General features: G+C 64.8%; 27 protein-coding genes. 15 read left to right on the plus strand and 12 right to left on the minus strand.

Annotated features, from left to right (window positions below):
- Positions 1–10: 10 nt before the first annotated feature.
- Complete coding sequence (locus I6F17_RS21625) at positions 11–1,324, minus strand: FAD-dependent oxidoreductase (protein ID WP_225124400.1); 1,314 nt, start codon at positions 1,322–1,324, stop codon at positions 11–13.
- Between the two features lie 370 nt (positions 1,325–1,694).
- On the opposite strand from I6F17_RS21625, the gene I6F17_RS21630 reads away from it, so the two are divergent.
- Positions 1,695–2,498, plus strand: coding sequence for a DUF1295 domain-containing protein (locus I6F17_RS21630; RefSeq protein WP_225124401.1), 804 nt, complete (start codon positions 1,695–1,697; stop codon positions 2,496–2,498).
- A gap of 121 nt (positions 2,499–2,619) precedes the next feature.
- Positions 2,620–3,021 carry a DUF2177 family protein gene (locus tag I6F17_RS21635; RefSeq protein ID WP_225124402.1) on the plus strand — a complete coding sequence of 134 codons (402 nt, stop codon included), beginning with the start codon at positions 2,620–2,622 and terminating at the stop codon, positions 3,019–3,021.
- 59 nt (positions 3,022–3,080) lie between these two features.
- On the opposite strand, the gene I6F17_RS21640 is transcribed toward I6F17_RS21635, so the two are convergent.
- From I6F17_RS21640 to I6F17_RS21655, 4 genes are read right to left on the minus strand one after another with little or no spacing between them, the layout of a single operon-like run.
- Entirely contained in the window at positions 3,081–3,383 is a 303-nt protein-coding gene (locus I6F17_RS21640) for a hypothetical protein (RefSeq protein WP_109145369.1), read from the minus strand.
- Between the two features lie 18 nt (positions 3,384–3,401).
- Positions 3,402–4,040 (minus strand): sigma-70 family RNA polymerase sigma factor, encoded by a 639-nt coding sequence (locus I6F17_RS21645; protein WP_346656988.1) that lies wholly within the window; start codon positions 4,038–4,040, stop codon positions 3,402–3,404.
- Positions 4,041–4,065: 25 nt separating this feature from the next.
- Positions 4,066–4,707, minus strand: coding sequence for a ChrR family anti-sigma-E factor (locus tag I6F17_RS21650; RefSeq protein WP_036039862.1), 642 nt, complete (start codon positions 4,705–4,707; stop codon positions 4,066–4,068).
- A complete protein-coding gene (locus I6F17_RS21655; RefSeq protein ID WP_225124448.1) occupies positions 4,704–5,249 on the minus strand; it encodes a sigma-70 family RNA polymerase sigma factor in 546 nt (181 codons plus the stop codon). The genes I6F17_RS21650 and I6F17_RS21655 overlap by 4 nt, the downstream gene beginning before the upstream one ends.
- A gap of 295 nt (positions 5,250–5,544) precedes the next feature.
- Between I6F17_RS21655 and I6F17_RS21660 the strand changes: the two genes are divergently transcribed.
- The 4 genes from I6F17_RS21660 (at position 5,545) to I6F17_RS21675 (ending at position 8,655) form a co-directional block, all read left to right on the plus strand.
- Entirely contained in the window at positions 5,545–5,793 is a 249-nt protein-coding gene (locus tag I6F17_RS21660; protein ID WP_025032359.1) for a hypothetical protein, read from the plus strand.
- 188 nt (positions 5,794–5,981) lie between these two features.
- Positions 5,982–6,644 carry a heme-binding beta-barrel domain-containing protein gene (locus I6F17_RS21665; RefSeq protein WP_225124403.1) on the plus strand — a complete coding sequence of 221 codons (663 nt, stop codon included), beginning with the start codon at positions 5,982–5,984 and terminating at the stop codon, positions 6,642–6,644.
- Between the two features lie 19 nt (positions 6,645–6,663).
- Complete coding sequence (locus I6F17_RS21670) at positions 6,664–7,371, plus strand: dihydrofolate reductase family protein (protein ID WP_225124404.1); 708 nt, start codon at positions 6,664–6,666, stop codon at positions 7,369–7,371.
- 9 nt (positions 7,372–7,380) lie between these two features.
- The gene (locus I6F17_RS21675) at positions 7,381–8,655 is read left to right on the plus strand and encodes an NAD(P)/FAD-dependent oxidoreductase (RefSeq protein WP_225124405.1); all 1,275 of its coding nucleotides are present in this window, start codon (positions 7,381–7,383) and stop codon (positions 8,653–8,655) included.
- Between the two features lie 50 nt (positions 8,656–8,705).
- Here I6F17_RS21675 and I6F17_RS21680 read toward each other — a convergent pair whose 3' ends face one another.
- The 6 genes from I6F17_RS21680 to I6F17_RS21705 form a co-directional block, all read right to left on the minus strand.
- On the minus strand, positions 8,706–9,008 hold the full coding sequence (locus I6F17_RS21680) for a hypothetical protein (RefSeq protein WP_193760572.1): 303 nt from the start codon (positions 9,006–9,008) through the stop codon (positions 8,706–8,708).
- A gap of 418 nt (positions 9,009–9,426) precedes the next feature.
- Positions 9,427–10,005 carry a hypothetical protein gene (locus I6F17_RS21685; protein WP_225124406.1) on the minus strand — a complete coding sequence of 193 codons (579 nt, stop codon included), beginning with the start codon at positions 10,003–10,005 and terminating at the stop codon, positions 9,427–9,429.
- Positions 10,006–10,256: 251 nt separating this feature from the next.
- Positions 10,257–11,570, minus strand: coding sequence for a tetratricopeptide repeat protein (locus I6F17_RS21690; RefSeq protein ID WP_225124407.1), 1,314 nt, complete (start codon positions 11,568–11,570; stop codon positions 10,257–10,259).
- Positions 11,571–11,579: 9 nt separating this feature from the next.
- On the minus strand, positions 11,580–12,818 hold the full coding sequence (locus I6F17_RS21695) for a restriction endonuclease (RefSeq protein WP_225124408.1): 1,239 nt from the start codon (positions 12,816–12,818) through the stop codon (positions 11,580–11,582).
- A 153-nt stretch (positions 12,819–12,971) separates the two neighbouring features.
- Positions 12,972–13,988: an aldo/keto reductase gene (locus tag I6F17_RS21700; RefSeq protein ID WP_225124409.1), complete on the minus strand. Its 1,017-nt coding sequence runs from the start codon at positions 13,986–13,988 to the stop codon at positions 12,972–12,974.
- Between the two features lie 153 nt (positions 13,989–14,141).
- Positions 14,142–14,567 carry a PaaI family thioesterase gene (locus I6F17_RS21705; protein ID WP_225124410.1) on the minus strand — a complete coding sequence of 142 codons (426 nt, stop codon included), beginning with the start codon at positions 14,565–14,567 and terminating at the stop codon, positions 14,142–14,144.
- Positions 14,568–14,637: 70 nt separating this feature from the next.
- On the opposite strand from I6F17_RS21705, the gene I6F17_RS21710 reads away from it, so the two are divergent.
- A complete protein-coding gene (locus I6F17_RS21710; protein ID WP_157283235.1) occupies positions 14,638–15,264 on the plus strand; it encodes a CoA pyrophosphatase in 627 nt (208 codons plus the stop codon).
- 56 nt (positions 15,265–15,320) lie between these two features.
- Entirely contained in the window at positions 15,321–16,538 is a 1,218-nt protein-coding gene (locus I6F17_RS21715; RefSeq protein WP_225124411.1) for a hypothetical protein, read from the plus strand.
- 168 nt (positions 16,539–16,706) lie between these two features.
- Here I6F17_RS21715 and I6F17_RS21720 read toward each other — a convergent pair whose 3' ends face one another.
- Positions 16,707–17,012 (minus strand): hypothetical protein, encoded by a 306-nt coding sequence (locus I6F17_RS21720; protein WP_225124412.1) that lies wholly within the window; start codon positions 17,010–17,012, stop codon positions 16,707–16,709.
- A 193-nt stretch (positions 17,013–17,205) separates the two neighbouring features.
- Here I6F17_RS21720 and I6F17_RS21725 point away from each other — a divergent pair, with 193 nt between their 5' ends.
- The 7 genes from I6F17_RS21725 (at position 17,206) to glcF (ending at position 25,136) form a co-directional block, all read left to right on the plus strand.
- Positions 17,206–17,685 (plus strand): hypothetical protein, encoded by a 480-nt coding sequence (locus tag I6F17_RS21725; RefSeq protein ID WP_036039895.1) that lies wholly within the window; start codon positions 17,206–17,208, stop codon positions 17,683–17,685.
- Between the two features lie 370 nt (positions 17,686–18,055).
- Positions 18,056–19,003 (plus strand): TAXI family TRAP transporter solute-binding subunit, encoded by a 948-nt coding sequence (locus I6F17_RS21730; RefSeq protein ID WP_157283231.1) that lies wholly within the window; start codon positions 18,056–18,058, stop codon positions 19,001–19,003.
- Positions 19,004–19,164: 161 nt separating this feature from the next.
- On the plus strand, positions 19,165–21,285 hold the full coding sequence (locus I6F17_RS21735; RefSeq protein WP_225124413.1) for a TRAP transporter permease: 2,121 nt from the start codon (positions 19,165–19,167) through the stop codon (positions 21,283–21,285).
- Positions 21,246–21,665 (plus strand): DUF1850 domain-containing protein, encoded by a 420-nt coding sequence (locus I6F17_RS21740; RefSeq protein ID WP_225124414.1) that lies wholly within the window; start codon positions 21,246–21,248, stop codon positions 21,663–21,665. The genes I6F17_RS21735 and I6F17_RS21740 overlap by 40 nt, the downstream gene beginning before the upstream one ends.
- A 13-nt stretch (positions 21,666–21,678) precedes the next feature.
- A complete protein-coding gene (locus tag I6F17_RS21745; protein ID WP_225124415.1) occupies positions 21,679–22,485 on the plus strand; it encodes a glucose 1-dehydrogenase in 807 nt (268 codons plus the stop codon).
- 69 nt (positions 22,486–22,554) lie between these two features.
- Positions 22,555–23,814 carry an FAD-binding protein gene (locus tag I6F17_RS21750; RefSeq protein WP_225124416.1) on the plus strand — a complete coding sequence of 420 codons (1,260 nt, stop codon included), beginning with the start codon at positions 22,555–22,557 and terminating at the stop codon, positions 23,812–23,814.
- Positions 23,814–25,136, plus strand: coding sequence for a glycolate oxidase subunit GlcF (gene glcF / locus I6F17_RS21755; RefSeq protein WP_225124417.1), 1,323 nt, complete (start codon positions 23,814–23,816; stop codon positions 25,134–25,136). The genes I6F17_RS21750 and glcF overlap by 1 nt, the downstream gene beginning before the upstream one ends.
- Positions 25,137–25,165: the final 29 nt, after the last annotated feature.

Below are 25,165 nucleotides of genomic sequence, written 5' to 3' on the forward strand. Positions count from 1 at the left end.
ACCATCGGGGCTACTCGGCAGCTTGGACCATGAGCGGGTCCGACGGCCGCCAGGGAACCTGACCGCCCAGTGCCTCGGCAGCGGAGATACCGGACTGCAAGCCGTCCTCGTGAAAGCCGTAGCCGGTCCAGGCACCGCAGAACCAGGTCCGGCGCCGGCCCTGAATTGCGGAGAGCCGTCGCTGCGCCGCGAACGCAGCCAGGTCGTATTGAGGATGAGCAAAGCTGAACTTTGCAAACGTCAGGTGGGCCGCCGGTTCGAAAGGAGGATTGAGGCTGACGAACAATGGCTTGCGGTCGTCGATGCCCTGCAGCCGGTTCATCCAATAGGTCACCGCCACGTCGTTCTGGGCCGGCGTTTGTCGCGGCCATTGCAGGAAATTCCAGGAAGCCCATGCTTGCCGGCGCCTGGGCATGAGACTGCGATCGCGATGCAGATAGATCGCGTTCGGAGCATACCTGATCGCGCCGAGAATGGACCGCTCGCGGGCATCGGCATCCGACAGCGCAGCCAAGGCCTGATCGCTGTGGCAAGCCATTACCACGGCATCGTAGGTTTCCGCCCCGCCATGACTGTCGCGGATGGTCACGCCATGCTCCGCCCGGTTGACCGACGTCACGGCACAGCCTAGCCGAATGTTGTCCTTGAACAAAGCAGTGAGCTTGTCGACATAGCGCCGGCTGCCACCCTCGACGGTCCGCCAGCGCGGCCGGTCAAGGTGCAAGAGCCGGTGATTGTCGAAAAAAGCGACGAAGTTCTCTGCCGGAAAGGACAGAATGTCGGCCGACGAGGACGACCAGATGGCCGCTCCCATCGGTCCGAGATAATCGGCGAACAGGCGGGGTCCGAATGATTGCTTGCGCAGATACTCGCCGAGCGTCCAGCCCTGCAGCCTGCCGGCGCGCAAGTCGGACACGCTCTGCCGGTTGAATCGCGCGACCTCCCCGAGCATGCGGAAGTACGACGGGGAGACGAGATTGCGCGGTTGCGCAAACAGGCCGCAGGCCGTTTGCAGGGCCGTCTCGCCGCCACCCCGCCATTCGAACCGACCATGGTCGGCCGACATGGCGAAGCTCATGCAGGTCTCGACAGTCTTCACGCCCAGATGCGCGAACAGCGCCGTCAGCTGCGGATAGTTCGTCTCGTTGTAGACGATAAAGCCGACATCGACATCGATGGCCTCTCCATCATAGTCGATGCGAACGGTATGACTGTGCCCGCCCGGCCGCAGCTCCCGCTCGTACACCGTCACCGCATAGCGCCTCGACAGGAGCCACGCGGCAGCGTTGCCGGCAATTCCCGTCCCGATCACGGCCAAACGCATTCCCTGTCGCCCCCAGTGCTGTAACGCCAGCTACGGTCGTTGAAACAATCGGTTTCGATAGAAACGTTCGCCGCGACGGCGTGGATCACCTCGCCCGGTGCGCCCCAGGGCTATCGCATATGAGAATTTTCCCCTGCGGCCATCCTTCGAGACGCCCGCTTTGGGCGGGCTCCTCAGGATGAGGGCGGAGTGCGCGGCAGCAGTGTCAACGAGCGCTGATGCTGACTAGCCTCATCCTGAGGAGGCGCGTAAGCGCCGTCTCGAAGGACGAGGCGTGCGCGCAGGCAGCCGCCACAAGTGCTCTACCTCTTGCGGCGCGAAACCGGTTTGCACTGCGGACGTATCGAGGGCAGGTTAATATGGGTGAAGCATGGTTCTCATGCAGGTTCAGGCGATCGGCTTCATTGCGCTGGCCTTCTGTCTCTTGATGGGACTGGCCTGGGTCGTCCAGCAGCGCACCGGCAATTCCGGATGGGTGGATGCGATATGGTCCTACGCGACCGGCCTCATCGGCGCGGCCGCTGCCTTGTGGCCGCTTGACGGCTCCCTGCCGGCTCGCCAAGCGCTTGTTGCAGGGCTGGTGCTGCTTTGGTCGTTGCGGCTCGGGACGCACATCGCGCGTCGCTCCGCGGCCGGGATCGACGATCCCAGATACGCAAAATATGCGCGCGAATGGGGGGCGGATGCCCCGCGCCGGATGTTCTTCTTCCAGCAATCGCAGGCGCTGGTCTCACTGCCGCTGCCATTCGCCGTGTTCCTCGCAGGCCACGCGCCGGCGCCGGGACTGCGGCTGCAGGATTATGTCGGGGTGGTCATCATCCTGGTTGCCGTCGCCGGCGAGGCCTTGGCAGACCGGCAGCTGCGGCGCTTCAAACACGACGCGTCGAGCAAGGGGAAGGTCTGCAATGTCGGACTTTGGCGCTGGTCGCGTCATCCGAATTATTTCTTCGAATGGCTGGGATGGCTGGCTTACCCCGTCATCGCGCTCGCGCCCGGATACGCCTGGGGCTGGGCCAGCCTGGCGGCGCCAGCGATCATGTATTGGATCCTTGTGCATGTGACCGGGATACCGCCGCTTGAGGAGCAGATGCTGCAATCGCGCGGCGACCTGTATCGGCAGTATCAGGCCCGGACCAACGCTTTCTTCCCATGGCCACCCAAACAGGCGCTGTGATTTTTCGCCGCTGCGCCCATGACGGACATGCCTGCGCTCGTGTGATCCGGCTTGAATCCACAGGCGTTATCTGCTGGCCGGCTCGCCAATCGGCCAGATGCAGTGCACGGGGTATGCGGACATGAATCTTCTCTTCATCTATCTTGCCGTGGCCGTGACCTTCGTTGCAGTCGACATGGTCTGGCTCAACATCATGGTTGCGCGGCTCTACCGGCCGGTGCTTGGCGATATGTTGCGGGCCGAGCCCAACCTGGCGGCCGCCGCCGTCTTCTATCTGCTGTATCCCGTCGGCTTGATCTGGTTCGCCGTGCTGCCGGCGCATCATGACGGAAGCGCGCTGCGCGCTTTCACGTCCGGCTTGCTGCTCGGCTGCTTCACCTATGCGACCTATGACCTCACCAATCAGGCGACCTTGCGGAATTGGTCGACCGGATTGACGATTGCAGACGTTTGTTGGGGATCCTTGCTGGCCGGGGTCAGCTCCTTGGTTGGATTTCTCGTCGCCCAGAAGCTGGCCCACTGAACATGGGCCGCCTGCCGCGCGCAAAGCCGAGTTGATTTCGGTCAATCGTGCAGGGCAAGTCAGGTCGAGCTTCGCCCTCCGAGCCGGTCGAACGTGTCCCTGGTTTCCGCAATCTTGTCGGTCAAGGATATGAGTGCATTCTGGGCCTGCGCTCTCGTCTCATCGTCGAGCAGGAGGCATGCGAGGTCGACCAGCTGATGGCCCATGCGCTCCATGGCGGCAAGGAGTCCATCGAGGCCGGCCCTGGGATCGTCGGGCGCAAACCGCTCGACCTCACTGATGATGGCTTCGAGCCGCGCGACGGAAGCGACAAGCCGGTCCTCGCGCCCACGCTCGGGAAACTCGATGATGTCCGCGGCCATGCCAGCATTTCTCCGGCTTCAGGCCGCGGCCGATGCCGCGAGGCAATCCTTGCGTACTGCCGCGATGGTCCGGTGCAGCCAGGTCTTGACGGTGCCGACCGGCACACCGAAGCGTCGCGACAAGCTCTCGCGGCTCTCGCCTTTGAGGTAAGCCAGAGCGACGAGCCTGCGGCGATCTTCCGGAAGCCGCGCCAGCACTGCGCGTGCAATCGGTTCGGCGCTGGCGTAATCGAAATCCTCGGCGGGCGAGGCAGTGGACGCCGATGCAAACAGGAGCGCCTCGTCCAGTTCGTAAGTCGGCTGTCTTCGAATCCGCAAATGGTCGATTGCGGTATTGCGGACAATCGCGGACATCCACGCAAGAGCCGGGGCCCGCCTGGAATCATACCGCGCAGCGTTGCGCCAGATCTTGAGAAAGCTTTCCTGAAGGATGTCGTCGGCGTCGTCAGGCGCGGCGCCAACGGCCAGCACGATCCTGCGCAACCTGGCACGTGTCAGCGCATGAAGCTCCGCGAAGGCTCGCACCTCACCTGAGGAAACGCGCGCCAGCAGTTCGGGTAACCTCTCGCTCCGCACCTGACTTGCCAGGCTTGAACAGGCCATGTCCTGTCTCCCTTGCGTTTCTTTCTGAACGCTTCGGGTACAGGCCCGGATCACTCCGACTGAAAGGACGGAAGGAGAATCAAAGCCGCACGAATGGCCCGATCAGACGGCCGAGCAAGCCGTTCATACGCAGGTCGCCGGTCATCGCGACCAGGCAGAGGCATGGGCCTTCGTCGCCGACGATCGGACGGTGCTCGACCTCGTCGTCGCCGTAGTCGAAATCACCGGGACCAAACCGACCGCCCTCGTGGCTGAAGCTGCCCTCGAGCACGAGCGTGAGCTCGGTGCCGGTGTGCGTGTGCTCGAGCATGCGCGATCCCGGCGCGGACCGAAGCAGGAAGGCGCGCGCCTTGCCCGAACCGGAAAGCTCGATCGGCCGCATGCTCAGACCGGGTGCGACGCGCCGGCGCTTGCCGATGCGGTAATTTCGGAGGGCCGGCGGAACTTCATGATCCGTGACGGAGGCGGGGGGAGGTGCCGCACGAGCGGCGGGAGAATTCTCAATTCGCGACATGACGCGGTCGAACGCATCCGGCGCGGTCGGCACCGGCTCGATCTCCTCCAGCGCCGCACCCGCAAGCTGCTCTATGGCGCGCACGAAGCGGCTGCACCGGGCGCATCCTGCCACATGCACCCCGACCACCAGCTGATGGGCCTCTTCCAGCTTGCCGGCCGCGAAATCGGCCAGAAGATCTTCAGGCGGATGGTGGCTGATCGTCATGTGTCTTCGTCCAATATGTCTCTCAACCGGTTCATCGCCAGTCTGATCCGCGATTTCACCGTACCGAGGGGAATACCAAGCAGGCTCGCGATTTCAGGATGCGCCCTCTCCTCGATGAACGACAGCCTGACCACCATGATCTGCTCTGCCGAGAGTTGCTTGATGGCGGACTTGATGCGCGCGGCGTCCTGTCCGCGCGAAATGACGGCGTCAGCCGGTTCGGCCGGGTCCGGTGCATCAGGCAGCTCGGAGACGGCTTCCAGGCGGTCGGTCCGTGCTCTGCGGCGGAGCAGGTCGATCCGCAGATTGCGCGCGATCGTGAAGATCCAGGCCGCCGCTCCCGCTGTGGCGGGATCGAACAGGCCTGCTTTCCGCCACACCGCGAACATCGCGGTTTGCGCGATCTCTTCCGCTTCGTCGGGGCTGCACCCGGCCTTCTGCATCAACCCCTTGATACGGGGCGCGAAATGCTCGAATAGCCGCTTGAAGGCCTCCCGGTCGTGGTGAGAGGCGACGCGTCCGATCAAATCAGCCCAGTCCACCTTTGCCTTCGGCCCTTTGCTCGTACCAATCGACCGCCGCGCCTCAAACCGCCGGGTCAAACCAGCTTCAGCCCGGATTGGCACGTCTAAAGCCCGGATAGCAGCGATCATAGCGCCTCGACAAGCGACCTCTGAGGCTGAGAACGGGCGGGAACGGGCGTCAGATCACTGTGAGCTGCTCAATTGTCGGTTCCGAAGCCTGCGCCTGCGCGCCGCCGGTCCTGGCATTCCGCTTGCTCATCCATGACCCAAGTCCAGGCCTCGGCGGAGAGGCCGTTTCAGGTTGAGGCAAGTGATGCAGGAAGTGTCCCGTTCTGGTGCTGCTGACGAACTCCGGCTCGACGCGTTGATCGCCGATCTATGGTGGCGCGTTCGGCTGATTAACACCGACATTCTCGAGGAAGAGGCGCGCGCCGGGGTGTTCGACCCGGTTCAGCCGACCTATCCGCTTCTCGCGGCCAACCTTCGCGCCCGACGCGACAATCTGGTCGCGACGATCGGCGTGCTCGAGCAGCGTGCGAGATCGGTGTCGGAAGCGGCCTGAAGCGGTCGCGGGGCGCGCCAGCCTCGACGTCTTCGTCAACCGGCCGGCTGCAGCGCCAGAGGCGGGCGCGGGATGCAATGCGCATCCTCGCATGGCTCGAATGCCTCCGGCGCTGTGCCGCTAACAGTTGAATTCAGGCCGCCGCCTGCCCGTGTTATGGCTGGTCTCTGCACCCCCGCGAGGCCGCCATGCTCCCCATTCCCGCCGATATCTTCACCGAACCCGAGGACGTCTCGCCCGACGGCCTGGCCAATCTCGGCCCCCTTCGGCGTCTTGCCGGCACCTGGCAGGCGGACAAGGGCATCGACATCAATCCGAAGGCGGAAGGGCCGGAGCGGCGGACCTTCATCGAGCACATCCGCATGGACCCGATCGATCCGCAGGCCAACGGGCCGCAGCTGTTGTACGGGCTGCGCTACCACATCCACATCAACACGCCCGAGGAAGACATCACCTTCCACGACCAGGTCGGCTACTGGCTGTGGGAGCCGGCGACCGGGCTGATCATGCAGACCCTGGCGATCCCGCGCGGGCAGGTGCTGCTGGCCTCGGGCAAGGCCGGGCCGGATGACAGGGCGATCTCAGTCACGGCCAAGCGCGGCGACACCGCCTACGGCATCTGCTCGACCGATTTTCTGGAGCAGGCCTTCCGCACCGATGCTTACCGCTGCGACATCACCTTCAACGACGACGGCAGCTGGACCTATCTGATCCAGACCGAGTTGTTCGTGCGCGGCGCGCCGTTCAATCACCACGACACCAACACGCTCCAGCTCATAGCGCCACCCAAGCTCAATCCGCTGGCGGCGATCGTGAACGATCGTGCCGCGCGCGGTGGACCCGCGGCCTGAGTGCTGCCCGGAGGATTGCATGAAGCCCCACGTCATCTGCCTGATGCACTCCAGCCTCGACGGCCGCACGCATCCCAGCCGCTGGCGCCCGAAAGGCGCGGGCACGGACTGGTTCGAGAAGATCCACGATGAGCTTGGCGGCGATGCCTGGGTGATCGGCCGCGTCACGGGTTCGGAGTTCGCCAAGGGCAGGCCCTATCCCTCGACAGACGCGAAATTTCCGCGCGAAAACTGGTTCGCCCGGCGCGATGCGAAGACCTACGGCGTCGTGCTCGATGCCGAGGGCAAGATCGGCTGGGGGCGCGCGGAGATCGGCGGCGATCCGATCGTCGTCGTGCTGACCGAGAACGTCCCGGATTCGCATCTCGCTGGCCTCCGCGGCGAGGGCGTGTCCTACATCTTTGCCGGCAAATCCGAGATCGACCTCGCACTGACGCTGGACATTCTCAGCCGCGAGCTCGGCGTCAAGCGCCTGCTGGTCGAGGGCGGCGGCGTTGCCAACGGCGCGTTTCTGCGCGCCGGCCTCATCGACGAATTCAATCTGATCCTCAGCCCCGCGATCGATGGCGCAAAAGGCGCCCCCTTCGTGTTCGATTCCACCGAGGCGGACAGCGATCGGCGCGCGCCGATCGCCGCGATGACGCTGGAGAGCACGCGCGAGCTCGGCGGCGGCGTCCTGCTGCTGCGCTATCTGATCCGGAACGATCCGCAAGCCGTGAGCCGGTAAGGCGCGGCTATGTCCGATCCGTCCGAGCATATCGTCATCGTCGGCGCCGGCGCGGCCGGCCTGATGGCGGCGCGCGAGCTGGCGCGTGCCGGGTGCAAGGTGACGATCCTGGAGGCGCGTCAGCGCTGCGGCGGCCGCATTCATCCGCTGCCGGCCTCGCAGTTCGGCTATGCCGCCGACGGCGGCGCCGAGTTCGTCCATGGCGAGGCGCCGGTCACCCGCGCATTGCTGCGCGAGGCCGGCCTGTCGCTTCAGGAGATCGACGGCGAGCAGTGGAGCTTTGACGGGACGAAGCTCACACGCGAGGCGCGTGACGATCCCCATGAAGCGGAGCTTCAGGCCAAGCTAGCGGACTTGAAGGACGATCTCACGGTCGCCGACTTCCTGCGCCGGCATTTTGCAGGTGACGACTACGCGCCGATGCGCCATTCGATCGAGCGGATGGTCGAGGGCTATGACGCGGCCGATCCCGAACGCGCCTCCACGCTGGCGCTGCGCGCGGAATGGATGGACGGCGGGCACGCTCCGCAGGCGCGCATCGAAGGCGGCTACGGCGCGATGATCGATATCCTGGCGGCCGACTGCCGCAGGCAGGGCGTCACCATCCGCCTCGGCAGCGTCGTGTCGGCGATCGCGGAGGAGGGCGGAGCGGTGATCGTTCGCTGCGCCGGCGGCGACGTGCACGCCTGCGACCGCATGATCCTCACCGTGCCGCTGCCGCTGCTGCGCGAGATCGCGCTACCGGCAGGCGCGCGTGCCAAGCTGGCTGCTGTCGACGACATCGGCTTTGGCAACGTCATCAAGATCCTGCTGCGCTTCGCGCGGCCATGGTGGCGCGAGCGCAAGGAAGATCTTGCGGACATGACCTTCCTGCTGTCGGATGAGGCGATCCCGGTCTGGTGGACGCGCTACCCGGACCAGCATCCCGTGCTGACGGGCTGGTTCGGCGGCCCGCGCACGGCGGAGCTGGAAAGCCTCGACGCGCGAGCATGGATCGATGCCGGGCTCGGCTCGCTCGCCGCAATCTTCGGCCTGCCGCGCGATCACATCGCGCGCGAGCTGGTGGCGTCCGCCGCGACCAACTGGGCGCATGATCCGTTCGCGCGCGGCGCCTATTCGTGGGCGACGCCGCGCACGCGAGCGGCACAGGCGATCCTCGCGCGCGGCGACGGCTTGGTGCTGTTTTCCGGCGAAGCGCTCTATCGCGGCCGCGACATGGGCACGGTCGAGGCGGCACTGGTGAGCGGCCTGGAGACGGCGGACATGATCCTTCGGGGACAATGAAAAGAGGCCCGCATCTGATGCGGGCCTCTCGTCGCGTGTCTCTCCAGATCTTACCAGCGTCCACCGCCGAAGCTGAACGTCACGCCGGGGCCTCCGCCGTAATAGCCGTACGGTCCGCCGCCGTAATAGCCGTGGTGCCGCGGGTAATAACCGTAGCTCCTGTAATACGGCCGGTAATAGCCGTGATGATGCCGCCAATGATGATGGTGGCGGTAATGCCTGCGGTGCGCGCTGATGTCGGTGGTCTGGCTTTCCTGCGCGGTCTGCTTGGCGCTTACGCTGCCGGCCGCGCTCGCCGATCCACCGGCCAACGCCGCAGCACCGAGGGCGATCGCGGCAATGAGATATTTCATGTCATCACTCCAGTTGAAGGTCGTGTGACAACACATGAGCATCCCGCGTGTTCCTGCCGCTGCGGGCGTCGAAACGACGCAGATTTTCAGTTCCCCGATGAACGCACGTTAACGTTTGTGAACGAGCGAAGGCCGCGCGATCTATCGTCGCATGAACGAGACGCGGCCTTTCGACTCGTGCGCGGGACGCGGCGCAGCGTCTCTTCGACGTTGAGCTGCGAGTCCGGGACACGAGTGGCGCACGCAGATTTCGCAAACACCGTCACGGATTCGGAGCGGCAAAGCCGTGCCGCTCGGAGAGCGCAGCGAGGATCGCGTCCTTGTCTGCGATGAATGTACGACGTGATAGCTGAGCGCGCAGTGCCAGGGCTCCGTGGCATCATCGCGATCGTACAGGTTGACGCCAGCGGACACGCAGTTACTTGAACGGGTCCTGGATCGACGGGGCCGACTGGCGGATGCGGCGCACGCTGACCGGGGTGCCGTCGGAGACGAACAGCAGCTCGTATTTGCGGCCCTCGCTATCGGTCGCCGAGCAGGTGACGTCGTTCACCTTTCTGGCGGCGAAGTTGCCGGTCTGCCGGCAGATGCCGGTCGAGGTCTGCTCGGCGGGCACCGGCAGGCCGTCGACCTTGGGGCGGTTCTTGGAGTTGAGCAGCACGCGGTCGATCGGCAGCTCGTAGGAATTGTCGTCGGCGCGCTTGCCGTTCTCGCCGGAGAACGACACCACGTGGCTGTCATCGGAGGGATCGTCGACCGCGACTGCGAAATTGACCCGTCCCGTGTCGCCATGGGCATAGGCCACCGTCTTGCACGGGAAGGTGCGGCCTGCGACCCTGAACGTCTTGCAGTGGCCGGACATCAGCGCCAGGAGATCGATGAAGGCGTTCGGCCGCGCCGGCGGATTGTTGACCGGAATCGGTTTGGAAGTCTCGGCAAAACAAGGACTTGCCGCAAGCACGAGCAGCGCGGCGAGGACCAATCGGCGAAGGCGCATCGTCGGGCTCATGAGCCAGGGGGCTATGGCGGAAGAGTTCCGCACCATAGCCATCGAGCCGCAAATTGGTTGCGATCCCGTTTGTGCTGCAAATCCCGTCTGGAATACCACCGCGGCCACCCCGACGGCGATTCGTTCAAATCGCCCGATCCATCCCGGCGGGCACATGCCATCAGGGCGGTGTTTTTTTCGTGGCATGATCCGGAAAAGTGCGTAGCGGTTTTCCGAAAGGCTCATGCTCAAACAATAACCTAACCCATCGCCGCCTGCCAGCGCCTGTCGCGGAAGGAGGGGCGGCGGTGGAGGCGGGCGTCCAGCACGGCGCGGGCGCGGGGCAGCTCACCGCTGCGCATGAGCGCGACGATATAGGTGTCCTCGATCAGCTCGCGCTGGGCGTGGCTGCCGCCGATGCGCACGACCTCGCCTAGCACGGGCGCGAGCATCTGCACGCAAGTCCGGTAGTCCTCATCGGCGAAAGCCGCGAGTGCGCGGAAGATCGCCGGCACCACAGGGCCCGCCGGCAGCTTGCCGTCGGCCAGCCGCTGCTCGATCGCCGCAAGGCGGGCGGCGAGCGCTTCGCGATTCTGCGTCGCGACTGCGAATAGCGCCATGTGAACGTCCGCAAAGCACAAGCTCGATTTCGGAAACAGTTTTTGCGCGGCGGCGTCGGCTTCCAGCCACAGCGCTTTCGGCACCGTATGGCCGTACATCGACAGGCGCCACAGCAGCGAGGCGCTGTCGGTAATGACGTTGAGCGGCGGCGCCTGCGTGGCAGTGGGCCGAAGCACGTCGGCATAGATCGCGAGCGCCCGCGCCGCATCGCCATGCTCGAGCGCGCCGAGCGCCTGATGCCAGCTTATATGGCCGTGGAGGATTCCGGAGCGGTCATAAGCCGGCAGCCATTCGTCCACGAGACGATCGGCGTCCTCGATTGATCCGTCCTCGAACATCGCATGCAGCACCGCGTGCGCGGCGTGGGCATTTTCCTGGCGCAGATGGAAGCCGCGCTCGGTGACGGCGCGGCCGCGCGCGACGTCGCCATTCTCCGTCATCGCCCAGCCGGACATCGTGAGGAACCACCAGTCCTCGCCGTAATGCTGCGCGACGTTCTCGCAGAGCTCGTGCCGGGCGCGGTCGTGATCGGCCATGCCGGAGAAGGCGAACAGGCCGAACGCGCCGAGCGGCAGCGACAGCACGACAGCGTCGCGCGGCCATGCGTCGATATGCTTCAGCGTCGATGCGATCGCCTCCGGCAGCCGGCCCTCGATCGCGAGCGCCAAGGTCTCGACATGCGAGCGCTCGCGCTCGCTGCCGCGCTTCATCACCAGCTCGCGCGCCAGCGCCGCCTTCTGCCGTGCGAGATCGCCCTGCTGGTAGAAGGCATGAACGCGGCCGCGGGCGATATGGGCCAGCGCGAAATCAGGATCAGCCGCGATCGCGCGCTCCAGCATCTCCGCCGTGCCGGTCCAGCCCGCGAGCATGAGGTCGACGCCGTCGCGATAGGCGGATGCTGCCTCGTGCGACGAGGTCGAGAGCGGCAGGCCGTAGCGGTCTTCGAGTGGCATCTGATGCGCCTATGTATCGTCAATGTTGCTGACGATCGAGCCTTCCTCTTCGGCGTCCTCCTGAGTGAATTTTTCTGCGAAGAAGGCCTCGTCAATCTCGTATATTTCGACAGGGCTGCGTCGAATACCAACCTGGTGCTTTATACAGAGATCAAGAAGGCGTTTCCCGTCAATTAGAGTTATTGGGGCGGCTCCAATAAACAGAGCGCCCTCCTGCGCACCTCTTGCGAAGCTACCGAGGCTGATAATTGTGCCGCGAATGGCTTTAAAATAAGGGAGCGCTCCACGCAGCTCGTCGACTTTAGGGCGAGTAATTGTATTTTCGGTGCGCTTGACCTGCACCACCTCGGTTATTTCAGTTATACCAAACTGAACACGCGCAACTACATCAACGCCCTTGTCGCCGCTGACTTTTGTGACGCGAACATCTTCATAGTCCATTGCATCAAGCAGTTCTTTAACGAAGTGCTCAAATTGAGTCGGCTCCAACTGCATCAGACGGGCTCGAAATGCTATCAATTGCTCTTCATTGTGCGCATGAGCAGCTTCCGCAACTGTAGTGCGCTTCGAAGAAGGCGCCGTGCTGGCTAAGTTAGCTTCGATTGGTTGGGAAAAGCCCTTTAGCCAATTCAATCCAGTTTCGGTGATCGTGTAATAATTTCCCTCTCGAGTGATCAAGCTGCGTTCGGCCATCGCAATCAGCCTCCGCCGCAGGGTGTCAGCAAAGGTCTTCGGCGTCGTGAATAGTGAAACGGCTTTTAGATAATCAGACCAAGCTGGAAGTATGTCTCCTCTCTTACAGGGAGAGCGCTCGGCAACTAGGGAAAGTAGTTTGGGGATACCTTCTGCTGCATCAAGTTCGCGAAGAGTGGACTCGTCCTTCGCTAAGAACTTCTGGCCCCTATCTCCAAGTTGATAAGCGCCACCAACTCGATCCAGGAGCCTCATTCTGTTGATGAAAAGATAACATCCTCTCAGGTAGCGAGGATTCAGCTCCTTGCCGCTCCCTTCCCATATTTTGCGCGCCAGGTCTTGCAGGTCGCCCGAAAGGCGCTCTCCAATCCAGGTGTCGGGATCTGACCAATCAACAGGATTTTGTGGTGTCCCCGTTTGGTCGGCAATTGCGCTGATCATATCGCGCACCCGTTGAACGGGCTCGCCATTGAGTAGACGAATGGCGTTGGCAACCTCAGAATAGGGTGCGTAAAGTGGCGCTTGAACAACAGGCTCTGCTTGTGGAGCAATCATGTAGTTGGCCTAGATGAAAGGTACCGATCTACGCGCAACCATCGCGAGTAGTTGTTCAACTTGTCAAGGAGTCGGGGCGCGCTTCGTTGGACTCGCTATACTGCAATACAATGTCGCATTGCTCGCACAATTTTCTTTGTCATCAAAACGCGATTAGAAGCTGACCGTCCGCGCGCGGCGGCCTTCGATCGGATAGGCCGGGTCGTTATAGCCCGGCGTCGAGGGATGGCCTGGTGTCACCAGGCGGTCGATCAGCGCCTCGTCCTCCGCGGTGAAACGATAATCGAGCGCGCTGATGTAGCCGTCCCATTGCTCCTCGGTGCGGGGACCGGCGATCACCGACGAGACGAAGGCGGAGTTGAGCACCCAGCCGACCGCGAACTGGCCGGCGGTGATGCCTTTCTTCTCGGCGTGAGCCTTGATCTCCTGCGCAAGCTGGAGCGATTCCGGCCGCCATTCGGTCTGCATCATGCGGGTGTCGTTGCGCCCCGCGCGCGTCTCCTTGTCGGGAGCCGCATCCACCTTGTACTTGCCGGTGAGCACGCCGCGCGCAAGCGGGCTGTAGGGCACGATGCCGAGGCCGTAATAAGCGCAAGCCGGAAAGTGCTCGACCTCCGGCATGCGGTTCATGGCGTTGTAATAAGGCTGGCTCACCGCGGGCCGGTCGATGCCGAGGCGGTCGCAGATGTTGCAGATCTCGGCGACGCGCCAGGCGCGGTAGTTGGAGACGCCGAAATAGCGCACCTTGCCGGCGTGGATCAGGTCGCTCATGGCGCGCACCGTCTCCTCCAACGGCGTGGCATGGTCTTCCTTGTGCAGATAGTAGATGTCGATGTGATCGGTGCCGAGCCGCATCAAGCTCTCGTCCGCCGCCTGCAACACCCAGCGCCGCGACAGCCCGCCGCGATTGGGATCGTCCCCCATGGGGTTTGCGAGCTTTGTGGCAAGCACCCAGGCACCACGATTGCGCGCGATCGCGCGGCCGACGACTTCCTCGGAGGCGCCTTTCGAATAAGCGTCCGCCGTGTCGATGAAATTGATCCCGGAATCGCGTGCCTTGTCGATGATCCGCTTTGACGTGGCCTCATCGGTCGGCCCGCCGAACATCATGGTGCCCAGGCAAATCGGCGAGACCTTGAGGCCGCTGCGGCCGAGCTGGCGGTATTGCATGAGCGAGTCCTCGATGTTGGTGGACGGCAGCATAGCCAGCAAAGTCCGTCATTGCGAGCGCAGCGAAGCAAGCCAGAGATGCGTCCGCGGAGAGTCCTGGAATGCTTGGCTGCGCTCGCAATGACGGGGAGAGGGCGGTGCTAGCCCGACTAGCTACCCCGGCCCCTTCAAGATCTTGAACACGCCGTTCGCCATCACGATGCAGCGGTCGTCCACAGTCACCTCGGTGCTCATGAAGATCAGGCTGCGGGTCGAGCGCACCACGCGCGGGCGGGAGATCAGGGTGTCGCCGATCTGGCCGGCCTCGACGAAATGAGTGTCGAGCTGCACTGTCGCCAAGTACTCCTTGCCGGAGACGTAACGGGCCGTCATGCCGCAGGTGCGATCGGCGAACGTCATCATCACGCCGCCCTGGACCATGCCGCGGCGGTTGTGGTGCTTGTCCTCGGTCGCGAGCGCGAACTCGTGATGGCCGTCGACCTTGCGCTCCCACAACGGGCCGATCAGATGCAGGAAGCCCGTGGTCTCCAGGATGCTCCAGCCCTCTGATTTCAACCTTGCGGCGGCCTTGCTGGTCATGTCGTCGTTCGTCCTTGCAACGCGATGTCTCCTCGTTTCATCAGATGCAGTCCTGGTGTAGTCAAGCATCATGAGAGCGTTCGACGATGCCACCAGACGGAATATCGCAGAGGTCTGCGCGGCCTTCGCGCGGCTGCCCGACACAGCCGAGCCGTCGGCGCTGAAGCGGGCCGCGGTGGTGCTGGCTCTAACCGAATCCGACGACGGTGGCGACACCGCCTTCCTGCTCACCAGGCGCGCCTCGCACCTGCGCGCCCATCGCGGCCAATGGGCGCTGCCCGGCGGACGCTGCGATGCCGGCGAGACGCCGGTCGAGGCGGCGCTGCGCGAGCTCGACGAGGAGCTCGCGCTCGCGCTGTCAGCCGATGCGGTGCTCGGCCTGCTCGACGATTATCCGACGCGCTCGGGCTATCTGATCACGCCGGTCGTGGTCTGGGCGGCCGACAGTGCTGCGATCCGCCCGAACCCGGACGAGGTCGCCTCCGTCCATCGCATCGCGCTGGCCACGATCGAGCGCGACGATGCCTTCGATTTCACGGAGATCCCCGAGAGCAGCCGCCGCGTGATCCGCTTCCATCACCAGATGAGCCTGATCCATGCCCCGACCGCGGCGCTGATCTACCAGTTCCGCGAGGTGCTGGCGGGGCGGCACACCCGCGTCACCGACCTGGAACAGCCGGTATTCGCCTGGACGTGACGATGGTAAACGGCGCGTTAACGCGACGGTTACCGGATGCCTGCTAAGAAGGCAGCATGCATCATTCGATTCGAAACAGATTGGCGCTGGTTCCGCTCGCGCTCGTCCTGATCTCGCCCGCGGCGCGCGGCACCGAGGCCGACGCACTGCCGCCCGCCGTTCGAAATGCCAACGCCCAGCTGCTGTCGCAGTTTTTCGCACAAGGCGGGGGGGCTTCGCCCGTCGTGCTCGAATATCGCCGCAAGCTCGCGGAATATCAGGCCGCGCGCGCCGCCTTCGATGCCGAGGCCGGCGCTTATTGGAGCCAGATCTCCGAGAAGCGGAAGGCCCGCAACGCCAAGCGGCGCAATGGGCAGCAGATCACGCTCGATGATTACGTGCTGGAGCATCCGCCGCTCTATACCGGGCCGAAGAAGCCGGTGAATCCGGAGCCGGAGGAAACGCCGGATCGCCCCGCGAGAAGACCGATCCCCGTGGTCGCCGATTTCCTGCGCGCGGCGCAGGAGCTCTACCAGTTCACGCCGCAGCGCCCGACCAGCGAGCTCGAGTTCAAGCGCGCCTATGCGCGCTACGCGCTGGCCCATGGCCTGACGCGCGAGCAGGCGGTGCGGGTCTATTCGTTCGAGACCGGCGGCACCGGCAGTTACGACGTGCAGGCGGGCATCGAGCACGGCGGCAAGCGCGCGATCTCGACCGCGATGGGCTACAACCAGCTGCTCACCACCAACAGCGTCGAGCTGCTGGCCGAGCAGGGCCATGAACTGATCCGCGCGCTGTCCGAGAAGGTGACGCGCACATCAGGACCGGCGCGGCATGCGCTCGAGCACAAGCTCACTGTCCTGAAGAAGATGGTGGCGCACGCGAAGTCGGTGCCCGATACCTGGTCGGAGCACGAGAAGATGGGCGCCACCCCGCAGGGCTGGGCCATGCATGCGATGGTGCTCGACGTTGACATCGGACCGATGCTGCAGACCCACAAGCTGCTGACTTCAGTGCATTTCGCCCGCGCCAAGGGCCACACGCGCCCGCTCTCCGCGGCCGAGCTCGAGATGATGAACCTCACCGGCGACGGCACCGGCCTCGACATGGTGACGATGCCGCAGGCGCTGCGCGAGCGGGTGCCGACCTCGAATTTCTTCCAGCGCGGCGGCTATGAGCGCAACCCAGTCGCGATCCGCCACAACACGGTGGCGAAGCTGCTGGCCGTGACCGACGAGCGCATGGACGTGAACAGCGGCAAACCCGGCGCAAGGGAATTGGCAGGGGCGTTTTAGCCCTTACTTGCCGAATCCTCCGCTGTCATGCCCCGGCTCGACCGGGGCATCCAGTACGCCGCGGCCTCTCGATTCAATCGCTGCTACTTCTGGAATACTGGATCACCCGCCTTCGCGGGTGATGACACCGAGTGTGTAGCGGCTGTGTCGCTCCGCCACCTTAAGCCCTTACTGATCCGGTCCAAACTTGAACTTGCCGTCACCCTCCAGATACGGGCCGGTGCGCATGTAGAGCTGGCCGTTTTGGCCGATGAAGAACAGCGTGCCCTTGGGCACCTTCTTGGCGCCCTTCAAGAGCTCGCCGGCGTTGCTGGTCCCCATCTTGTAGGAATAGGTCTTGCCGTCCCTGTCGTAGGCATAGCCGGTGTCGGTCTTCAGCTCCCAGGGCGTCGCTGCGGTTTGCGCCAATGCGGGCCAGGCCAATGCGCCGAGCGCGGCTGCGAGTGCAAATGTCTTGATTGAAAATGCCGTCATCCCATCCTCCCAAGATCGGGACATTCCAGGATTGAACAAATCACGAACGCTGCGTCCCCGTCAATTTGCGAAAGCGCCGCAGCGCATCACGTCTTGCCCAGCAGTTTGTGATTTTCCCTCCGTCCCCTCGCGACTATGTTCCGCTTTCCGTCTAGAACGCAACTCGACAAAAATATTGGTGGGGGTGATTCGAATGAACCGTGTCGTCAAAGCCTGCTCGGCTGCCGCGCTGTTGCTCCCGGCGCTGGCGCCGGCCGCCCAAGCCGATGACTACCGGCTCAGCCACAACCAGCGGATTTCGTGCAGCCGCGGCCTTGCCCCGGGCAAGCTGAACACGGCGACCTGCAAGTCCTACACCTATCTCTTCAACACCAGGACCTCGGAATATTTCCGCTGCCAGGTCTCTCTGGCGCTGACCCGCGACAACAAGGAAGTCATCAACGTCCAGACCGACGGCGGCTGCACCAAGAAACCGCGCATTTTCGAGACCGACGGCAAGTACGATTTCGACGCCACCGAGACCGAGCCGCCGAACACCAATTCGTTCTTCGGCCCCGGCGGCTATTCGGTCTGGGCCGCCGACGTCGGCGCGCAGAAGGTGCGCGGCTGCATCACCATCTCCTCCGGCCTCGGCTCCGACATCTCCAAATGCCTGGACATGACGTTCCAGTAAGGGAGCGCTTACGTGCGATGAGGCCAGGCTTGACCGTCGCCTCGTAGAAGGTGCGCTCCCTCCCCCGCTTGCGGGGAGGGTTGGGGAGAGGGTGTCTCCACAACGGGACACTCCCCTAGAGGAGAAAGCCCTCACCCGGATCGCTTGCGCGATCCGACCTCTTCCGCAAGCGGGAGAGGTGACCGAGCAAGCCGCTCCGGCTCGAACCTAACGCGACCCCAGTCACGCTGCGCCACCTCGCCGCACCGTCCTGTTCCCGAAAGCCCAGCCGGAACGGTCCTTTGCCGCAGTCCTGTTTTGCCTTTTGGATGGGTTGACCCGCATCCCTCATCCGGCCAATTTCGCCGCCGGTTTGGGGAGAACAACAACCATGAAACGGACGATTTTCGGCGCGGCCGCGGCTCTGGCTCTGGCGGCGTCGGCACCTTGCGCGCAGGCGCAATCCTTCATCAACGTGCTGACCGGTGGAACCTCCGGCGTCTACTATCCGCTCGGGGTCGCGATCGGAAAGATCTACGGCGACAAGATTCCGAACGTGAAGACGCAGGTGCAGGCCACCAAGGCGTCGGTCGAGAACCTGATCCTGCTGCAGCAGGGCCGCGGCGAGCTGGCGTTCACGCTGGGCGACTCGCTGAAAGCCGCCTGGGACGGCGAGGAGGAGGCGGGCTTCAAGACCAAGCTCGACAAGCTGCGCACCATCGGCGCGATCTACCCGAACTACATCCAGATCGTCGCGACCGCCGACAGCGGCATCAAGACGCTCGCCGATCTCAAGGGCAAGAGCCTGTCGGTCGGTGCGCCGAAATCGGGCACGGAGCTGAACTCCCGCGCGATCCTGGCCGCTGCCGGCATGAGCTACAAGGAGCTCGGCAAGGTCGAATATCTGCCCTTTGCCGAATCCGTCGATCTCATGAAGAACCGGCAGCTCAACGCCACGCTGCAATCGGCCGGGCTCGGCGTCGCCTCGCTGAAGGACCTCTCGACCTCGAGCCCGATCACGGTGGTGTCGGTGCCGAAGGAGACCGTCGACAAGATCGGCCCGCCCTTCGTGGCGGCGACCATTCCGGCCAACACCTATACCGGCCAGGACAAGGACGTGCCGACTGCGGCCGTGATCAATTATCTGGTCACGAGCTCCGCCGTCTCGGACGATCTCGCCTATCAGATGACCAAGCTGGTCTATGAATCGCTGCCCGAGCTCGTCACTGCGCACGCGGCCGGCAAGGAGATCAAGCTCGAGACCGCCGCCACCGGCAGCCCGGTCCCGCTGCACCCCGGCGCGATCCGCTATTACAAGGAAAAGGGGCTGATCAAGTAATCAGCTCCTGTCGTCGGACGTCATGGCCGGGCTTGTCCCGGCCATCCACGTTCTGCGGCTGTGCATGGAAGTTTCGTGGATGCCGGGACAAGCCCGGGCATGACGGCTCGGGGCATACCGTGCCAATGCTACAAGCGCTCGACGATTGGGGATGGGCTGAGATGCTGGAAAAGGCAGAGGGCACCGTGACGGCGCCCGAGAAGGTCAAGGTCGAGTTCGACAATTTCGAGCATGGTTTTCCGGAAGGCTTCGGTCCGGGCTGGTGGGGCCAGCTCGCCTACTGGATAGGCATCGCATTCGCAATCTTCCAGCTCTACGTCGCTGCCTTCAACTATCTGCCGAGCCAGGTGGTGCGCGGCGTCCATGTCGGATTCCTGCTGCTGCTGACCTTCGGCCTGATCGCCAACTTCACCGCGAAGAGCAATTTCGGCCGTGCGCTGGGCTGGGCGATCGGCGCCGCCGGCTTCTATTGCGGACTCTACCAATGGATCTTCTATGCCGACCTGATCGCGCGCGACGGCGATCCAACCAGGCTCGATCTCGCCGTCGGCACCCTGCTCGCGGTGCTGATCTTCGAGGGCACGCGGCGGCTGATGGGCGCGGCGCTGCCGCTGATGTGCGGTGCGTGTCTCGTCTATTGGTTCTTCGGTCAGTACCTGCCGTCGCCGCTCAACCATCGCGGCTATGATTTCGACCAGATCGTCACGCATCTGTCGTTCGGCACCGAAGGCTTTTACGGCGTGCCGGTCTACGTCTCCGCGACCTACATCTTCCTGTTCATCCTGTTCGGCTCGTTCCTGGAGCGCGCCGGCATGATCCAGCTGTTCACCGACGTCTCGCTCGGCCTGTTCGGCCGCACCCGCGGTGGACCTGCCAAGGTCGCGGTGTTCGCCTCGGGCATGATGGGGACCATCTCCGGCTCGGGCGTCGCCAACGTCGTCACCGTCGGCCAGTTCACGATTCCCTTGATGATCAGGTTCGGCTACCGTCGCGCCTTCGCGGCCGGCGTCGAGGCGACGGCCTCGATGGGCGGCCAGATCATGCCGCCGGTGATGGGCGCGGTCGCCTTCATCATGGCCGAGACGCTCGGCGTGCAATATTCGGAGATCGTCAAGGCCGCCGCGATCCCCGCGATCCTCTATTTCGCCTCCGCGTTCTGGATGGTGCATCTGGAAGCCGGCAAGCACGGCCTCGTCGGCATGAAGCGTTCGGAGATCCCGAGCGCCTGGAAGGCGCTGGTGACGCGCTGGTACCTTGTGCTGCCGCTCGCAGCGCTGGTCTACATGCTGTTCGAAGGTTTTACGCCGCTCTATGCCGGCAGCATGGGCCTTGCGCTGACGGTGACGCTGATCCTCGGCACCGCCATCACGACGGGCGCCTCCTCGAACGTGATCCGCACCATCTTCTGGGTCGGGCTCGCGCTCGTCGTCGCGGCATTGTCGCGCGACGGCCTCCAGATCGTGCCGGTCGCGACCGTCGTGGTCGGCCTGATCGTGATCACGGCGTTCGTGCGCGGCGGCTTTGCGGCGTTGCGCGCCTGCCGCGATGCGCTGGCCGAGAGCTCGAAATCCGCCATCACCGTCGGCATGGCCTGCGCGATCGTCGGCGTCATCATCGGCATGATGTCGCAGACTGGCGTCGGCACCATTTTCGGCGGCTGGGTGATCGGGCTCGGCGAGAAGAGCCTGTTCCTGGCGCTGGTCATGACCATGCTGCTGTCGATCCTGCTCGGCACCGGCATTCCGACCATCCCGACCTACATCATCACCGCCGCGCTCGCAGCTCCCGCGCTGGCCAAGCTCGGCGTGCCCTTGATCGCGAGCCACATGTTCGCATTCTATTACGGCATCATGGCCGACCTCTCGCCGCCGGTGGCGCTCGCCGCGCTTGCGGCCGCGCCGATCGCCAAGGAGAACCCGGACAAGATCGGCTGGGAGGCGATGCGCATCGCGCTCGCCGGTTACGTCATTCCCTTCATCTTCGTCTTTTCGCCGGCCTTGATGCTGCAGGCCGGCGATCCCATGGCGGCCAAGCTCGGCTTCTACGGCGCGGTGGCGCTGGCGAGCCTGAAGGCGCTGGTGGCGATCGGCCTGTTCGGCATGGCCGCGATCGGCTTCCTGTTCACGCGGCTGACGCTGATCGAGCGCCTGGTCGCGCTCGGCGCCGCGTTCTGCCTGCTCGGCGAATTCCCCTTCAGCGACACTGCGGGCTTCGTGCTCGCCGCCGCGCTGGTGCTGTGGCAATGGCGGCAGCGTCCGCCGGCGCCGGTCGAGGCGGTGTGAGCCTCTGTCTTGCGACAGCGGGCGGCGTGAAAGCGCTGACGCTGTCCGCGTTCACGCTTGTCTGGACGCATTCGATCGCGAAGGTCGAATGGCAGGAAGACTGGCGCCTCACGCCCGCCGGCCTCGAGCTGGTGCAAGCCCGCGTCAAGGGCACCGGCCCCGGCATGGAGCCGCCGGCCGAGGCGCGGCTGGTCGACGGCTGGTTTCAATGGCGGCCGCAGCGTGCGCCGATGCCGGAATTGGTGCTCGGCGATTCCGGCGCGGCCGGAGAATGGCGACTCTGCCATGACGGGAGGTGCCGGACATTGTCGGAGGTTGTCGGGCATCCCATTGGTGCTAACGTCACCACGTTGAGCGTCTGCAAACAACAAGAGAAATAAGGGGAGACACGCGATGGATCGGCTCAAGGGCAAGGTTGCGATGGTGGTGGGGGCCGGCTCGATCGGTCCAGGCTGGGGCAACGGCAAGGCGACCGCGGTGACCTTCGCGCGCGAGGGCGCGCAGGTGTTCTGCGTCGACCGCAACGGCGCCGCGGCCGAGGAGACCGCCAGGATCATCAGCGGCGAGGGCGGCAAGGCGATTGCGTTCACGGCCGACGTGTCGCGCGCCAGCGAGATCGAGGCGATGGTCGCGGCGTGCCTCAAGGCCTATGGCCGCATCGACGTGCTCGACAACAATGTCGGCATCGCCGAGATGGGAAGCGTGGTGGAGGTGAGCGAAGAGAGCTGGGACCGCGTCTTCAGCGTCAACCTCAAGAGCGCCTATCTCGCCATGAAGCACGTGATCCCGATCATGGTGAAGCAGGGCGGCGGCTCGATTATCAACATCTCCTCGATCGCCTCGATCCGCCACATGGGCATCTCCTACGTCACCTACGGCGCCTCGAAAGCGGCGATGAACCAGATGACGCGCACCACAGCGATCGAGTTCGCGCGCCATCACGTCCGGGTCAACGCGATCCTGCCCGGCCTGATGAAGACGCCGATGGTCGAGCACTCCGCCGGCCTCGCCGCCAGCTACGCCAAGGGCGATGTCGAGGCGATGTGGCGCGCGCGCGACGCCCAGGTGCCGATGGGTCATATGGGCGATGCATGGGACGTCGCCAACGCCGCGCTGTTCCTGGCCTCGGACGAGTCGAAATACGTGACCGGCATCGAGCTCGTTGTCGACGGCGGAATCACGTGCAAGGCCGGGGCTTGATCCAGCTCAAATGCGTTCCGTCGCGGGTCGAATTGATTTCCTGCGCGAATTTCGCTACCGCCTTTTCCCGTGGATACGCTCAAGGTCAGAGACGCCAAAGACGTCGAAGAGGTGGTGCGCGCGGCGATCGCGAGCGAGCAGCCGCTCGAGATCATCGGCCATGGCGGTAAGCGCGGCATCGGCCACGCCATGGCGACCAACGCCGTGCTCGACGTCTCCGCACTCAATGCCGTCACCGCCTACGAGCCGAACGAGCTCATCATCACGCTCCAGGCCGGCGCGCCGCTGGCCGACGTGCTGGCGCTGATCGACGCCAAGAACCAGCAATTCGCCTTCGAGCCTGTAAACACCGCCCCGCTGCTCGGCACGCCGGCAACAGGCACCATCGGCGGCATGATCGCGGCAGGGCTCGCCGGGCCGCGGCGGATCCGGGCGGGCGGAGCGCGCGACCACCTGCTCGGCGCGCATGCCGTCTCGGGTTTCGGCGACAGCTTCAAGACCGGCGGCAAGGTGGTGAAGAACGTCACCGGCTACGACCTCTGCAAGCTGCTGGCGGGGTCCTGGGGCACGCTGTCGGTGATGACCGAGGTGACGCTCAAGGTGATGCCCAAGCCCGAGGCCGAGCGGACGCTGCTGCTGCGCGGGCTCGACGATGCCGTGGCCAACAAGGCCATGACCGCGGCGCTGGGCTCGCCGTTCGACATCTCCGCCGCCGCGCATCTGCCGAAATCCGCGTTCCGGGTCGGCGCCGAGGGGCTGAGCGACATTGCGGGCCAGGTGGAGGGCAAGGCCGAGGACAAGGCCGAGGCGCTGACCGTGCTGCGGCTCGAGGGCATCTCCGCGTCCGCTGCGCACCGCGCCGGCTCGCTGCGCCAATTGCTTGCGCCGTTTGGAACCGCGACGCTGATCGAGGACGTGGCATCCGCGGCCTTGTGGAGCGCGATCCGCGACGTGCTGCCGTTCGCGGCGAGCGGAGCGCTCGGCGCCTGGCCGGTCTGGCGGATCGTCTGCCCGCCGGCCTCGGGCGCGGCGCTGGGCACGCAGCTGGCGCGCGAGACGGGGGGCGATGTGATCTACGATTGGGGAGGCGGCCTGATCTGGGCGGCGCTCCCGCCGAAGCCGGACGCGCATGCCCCGGCGGTGCGTGCGCGCGCGAACGCGGCCGGCGGGCATGCCACGCTGATCCGGGCGACTGATGATGTCAGGCGCGAGGTCGACGTGTTCCATCCGCAGGCGCCGGGGATTGCCGCGCTGAGCGAGCGGGTGCGCGCCAGCTTCGATCCGAAGATCATTCTCAACCGGGGGCGGCTCACGCGGAGCGCTGGCTGATGAAGACCGAATTCTCACTCGCGCAGCTCGCCGACCCCGATATCGCGGAAGCCGACAAGATCCTGCGCGCCTGCGTCCATTGCGGCTTCTGCACCGCAACCTGCCCGACCTATGTGCTGCTCGGCGACGAGCTCGATAGCCCGCGCGGCCGCATCTATCTGATCAAGGAGATGCTGGAGAAGGACCAGGCGCCGACCGCCGACGTGGTCAAGCATATCGACCGTTGCCTGTCGTGCCTTGCCTGCATGACGACCTGCCCCTCGGGCGTGAACTACATGCACCTGGTCGACCAGGCCCGGGTGCAAATCGAGCAGCGCTATCGGCGGCCGCTGAGCGAGCGGCTGTTGCGCCAGGTGCTGGCCTTCGTCCTGCCGGACCCGCAGCGCTTTCGCGTCAGTATGTGGCTGGCGCGGCTCGCCCGTCCGCTCGGCGTCTTGCTGCCGACACCCCGGCCTGCGGCGACGCCGGGCTTGATCCAGCGCATCAAGGCGATGCTGGCGCTGGCGCCGGACCGGCTGCCGCCGGCAGGGCCCGCCGCCGGCAGCGTGTTCGCGGCGCTGGGCAAGAAGCGCGGCCGTGTGGCACTGCTCCAGGGCTGCGCCCAGCAGGTGCTGGCGCCGCGCATCAACCAGGCCGCCATCAGTCTCCTGACCCGCCACGGCATCGAGGTCGTCCTTGTCAGGGACGAGCAGTGCTGTGGCGCGCTGACCCATCACCTCGGCAACGACCAGGATGCGCTGGCGCGGGCTCGCGCCAACGTCGCGGCGTGGAGGAAGGAAATGGCCGGCGAGGGGCTCGATGCCATCCTGGTCACGACCTCCGGCTGCGGCACGGTGATCAAGGATTACGGCTATCTCCTGCGCGAGGACACAGCGTGCGCGGCCGATGCTGCGAGGGTCTCGGCGCTCGCCAAGGACATCACCGAATACGTCGCCGGCCTCGAGCTTGCGACGGCGGCGCGAGCGGACGACATCGTCGTCGCCTATCACTCCGCGTGTTCGTTGCAGCATGGACAGAAAATCACAGGGCTTCCGAAAGAATTGCTTTCCAAGAATGGATTCGTGGTGAAAGATGTGCCCGAGAGCCATTTGTGTTGCGGTTCGGCGGGGACCTACAACATTCTCCAGCCCGAGCTTGCGGGTCGGTTGCGTGATCGCAAGGTCGCCAACATCGCGAGCGTCAAGCCGGACATGATTGCCGCGGGCAATATCGGCTGCATGGTGCAGATTGCCAGTGGCACGTCAGTTCCGGTCGTACACACGATTGAGCTTCTCGATTGGGCGACGGGCGGGGCGCGGCCGGCACTGAACGCGCAGGTTTGAGCTTTCAGGAGCCCGAACTGTCCTCCCGA

The organism is Bradyrhizobium sp. NBAIM18 (genome assembly GCF_020193825.1).
In the GTDB taxonomy this organism is placed as follows: domain Bacteria; phylum Pseudomonadota; class Alphaproteobacteria; order Rhizobiales; family Xanthobacteraceae; genus Bradyrhizobium; species Bradyrhizobium yuanmingense.

Bases quoted from the DNA above. Each gene is read 5' to 3' on its own strand.
- glcF (WP_225124417.1), top strand. From the start codon at position 23,814: ATGAAGACCGAATTCTCACTCGCGCAGCTCGCCGACCCCGATATCGCG.
- I6F17_RS21735 (WP_225124413.1), top strand. From the start codon at position 19,165: ATGCTGGAAAAGGCAGAGGGCACCGTGACGGCGCCCGAGAAGGTCAAG.
- I6F17_RS21730 (WP_157283231.1), top strand. From the start codon at position 18,056: ATGAAACGGACGATTTTCGGCGCGGCCGCGGCTCTGGCTCTGGCGGCG.
- I6F17_RS21700 (WP_225124409.1), bottom strand. From the start codon at position 13,988: ATGCAATACCGCCAGCTCGGCCGCAGCGGCCTCAAGGTCTCGCCGATT.
- I6F17_RS21665 (WP_225124403.1), top strand. From the start codon at position 5,982: ATGCTCCCCATTCCCGCCGATATCTTCACCGAACCCGAGGACGTCTCG.
- I6F17_RS21715 (WP_225124411.1), top strand. From the start codon at position 15,321: ATGCATCATTCGATTCGAAACAGATTGGCGCTGGTTCCGCTCGCGCTC.
- I6F17_RS21725 (WP_036039895.1), top strand. From the start codon at position 17,206: ATGAACCGTGTCGTCAAAGCCTGCTCGGCTGCCGCGCTGTTGCTCCCG.
- I6F17_RS21685 (WP_225124406.1), bottom strand. From the start codon at position 10,005: ATGCGCCTTCGCCGATTGGTCCTCGCCGCGCTGCTCGTGCTTGCGGCA.
- I6F17_RS21640 (WP_109145369.1), bottom strand. From the start codon at position 3,383: ATGGCCGCGGACATCATCGAGTTTCCCGAGCGTGGGCGCGAGGACCGG.
- I6F17_RS21710 (WP_157283235.1), top strand. From the start codon at position 14,638: ATGAGAGCGTTCGACGATGCCACCAGACGGAATATCGCAGAGGTCTGC.
- I6F17_RS21745 (WP_225124415.1), top strand. From the start codon at position 21,679: ATGGATCGGCTCAAGGGCAAGGTTGCGATGGTGGTGGGGGCCGGCTCG.
- I6F17_RS21630 (WP_225124401.1), top strand. From the start codon at position 1,695: ATGGTTCTCATGCAGGTTCAGGCGATCGGCTTCATTGCGCTGGCCTTC.
- I6F17_RS21695 (WP_225124408.1), bottom strand. From the start codon at position 12,818: ATGATTGCTCCACAAGCAGAGCCTGTTGTTCAAGCGCCACTTTACGCA.
- I6F17_RS21675 (WP_225124405.1), top strand. From the start codon at position 7,381: ATGTCCGATCCGTCCGAGCATATCGTCATCGTCGGCGCCGGCGCGGCC.
- I6F17_RS21740 (WP_225124414.1), top strand. From the start codon at position 21,246: ATGGCGGCAGCGTCCGCCGGCGCCGGTCGAGGCGGTGTGAGCCTCTGT.
- I6F17_RS21670 (WP_225124404.1), top strand. From the start codon at position 6,664: ATGAAGCCCCACGTCATCTGCCTGATGCACTCCAGCCTCGACGGCCGC.
- I6F17_RS21680 (WP_193760572.1), bottom strand. From the start codon at position 9,008: ATGAAATATCTCATTGCCGCGATCGCCCTCGGTGCTGCGGCGTTGGCC.
- I6F17_RS21690 (WP_225124407.1), bottom strand. From the start codon at position 11,570: ATGCCACTCGAAGACCGCTACGGCCTGCCGCTCTCGACCTCGTCGCAC.
- I6F17_RS21625 (WP_225124400.1), bottom strand. From the start codon at position 1,324: ATGCGTTTGGCCGTGATCGGGACGGGAATTGCCGGCAACGCTGCCGCG.
- I6F17_RS21650 (WP_036039862.1), bottom strand. From the start codon at position 4,707: ATGACGATCAGCCACCATCCGCCTGAAGATCTTCTGGCCGATTTCGCG.
- I6F17_RS21705 (WP_225124410.1), bottom strand. From the start codon at position 14,567: ATGACCAGCAAGGCCGCCGCAAGGTTGAAATCAGAGGGCTGGAGCATC.
- I6F17_RS21720 (WP_225124412.1), bottom strand. From the start codon at position 17,012: ATGACGGCATTTTCAATCAAGACATTTGCACTCGCAGCCGCGCTCGGC.
- I6F17_RS21635 (WP_225124402.1), top strand. From the start codon at position 2,620: ATGAATCTTCTCTTCATCTATCTTGCCGTGGCCGTGACCTTCGTTGCA.
- I6F17_RS21660 (WP_025032359.1), top strand. From the start codon at position 5,545: ATGCAGGAAGTGTCCCGTTCTGGTGCTGCTGACGAACTCCGGCTCGAC.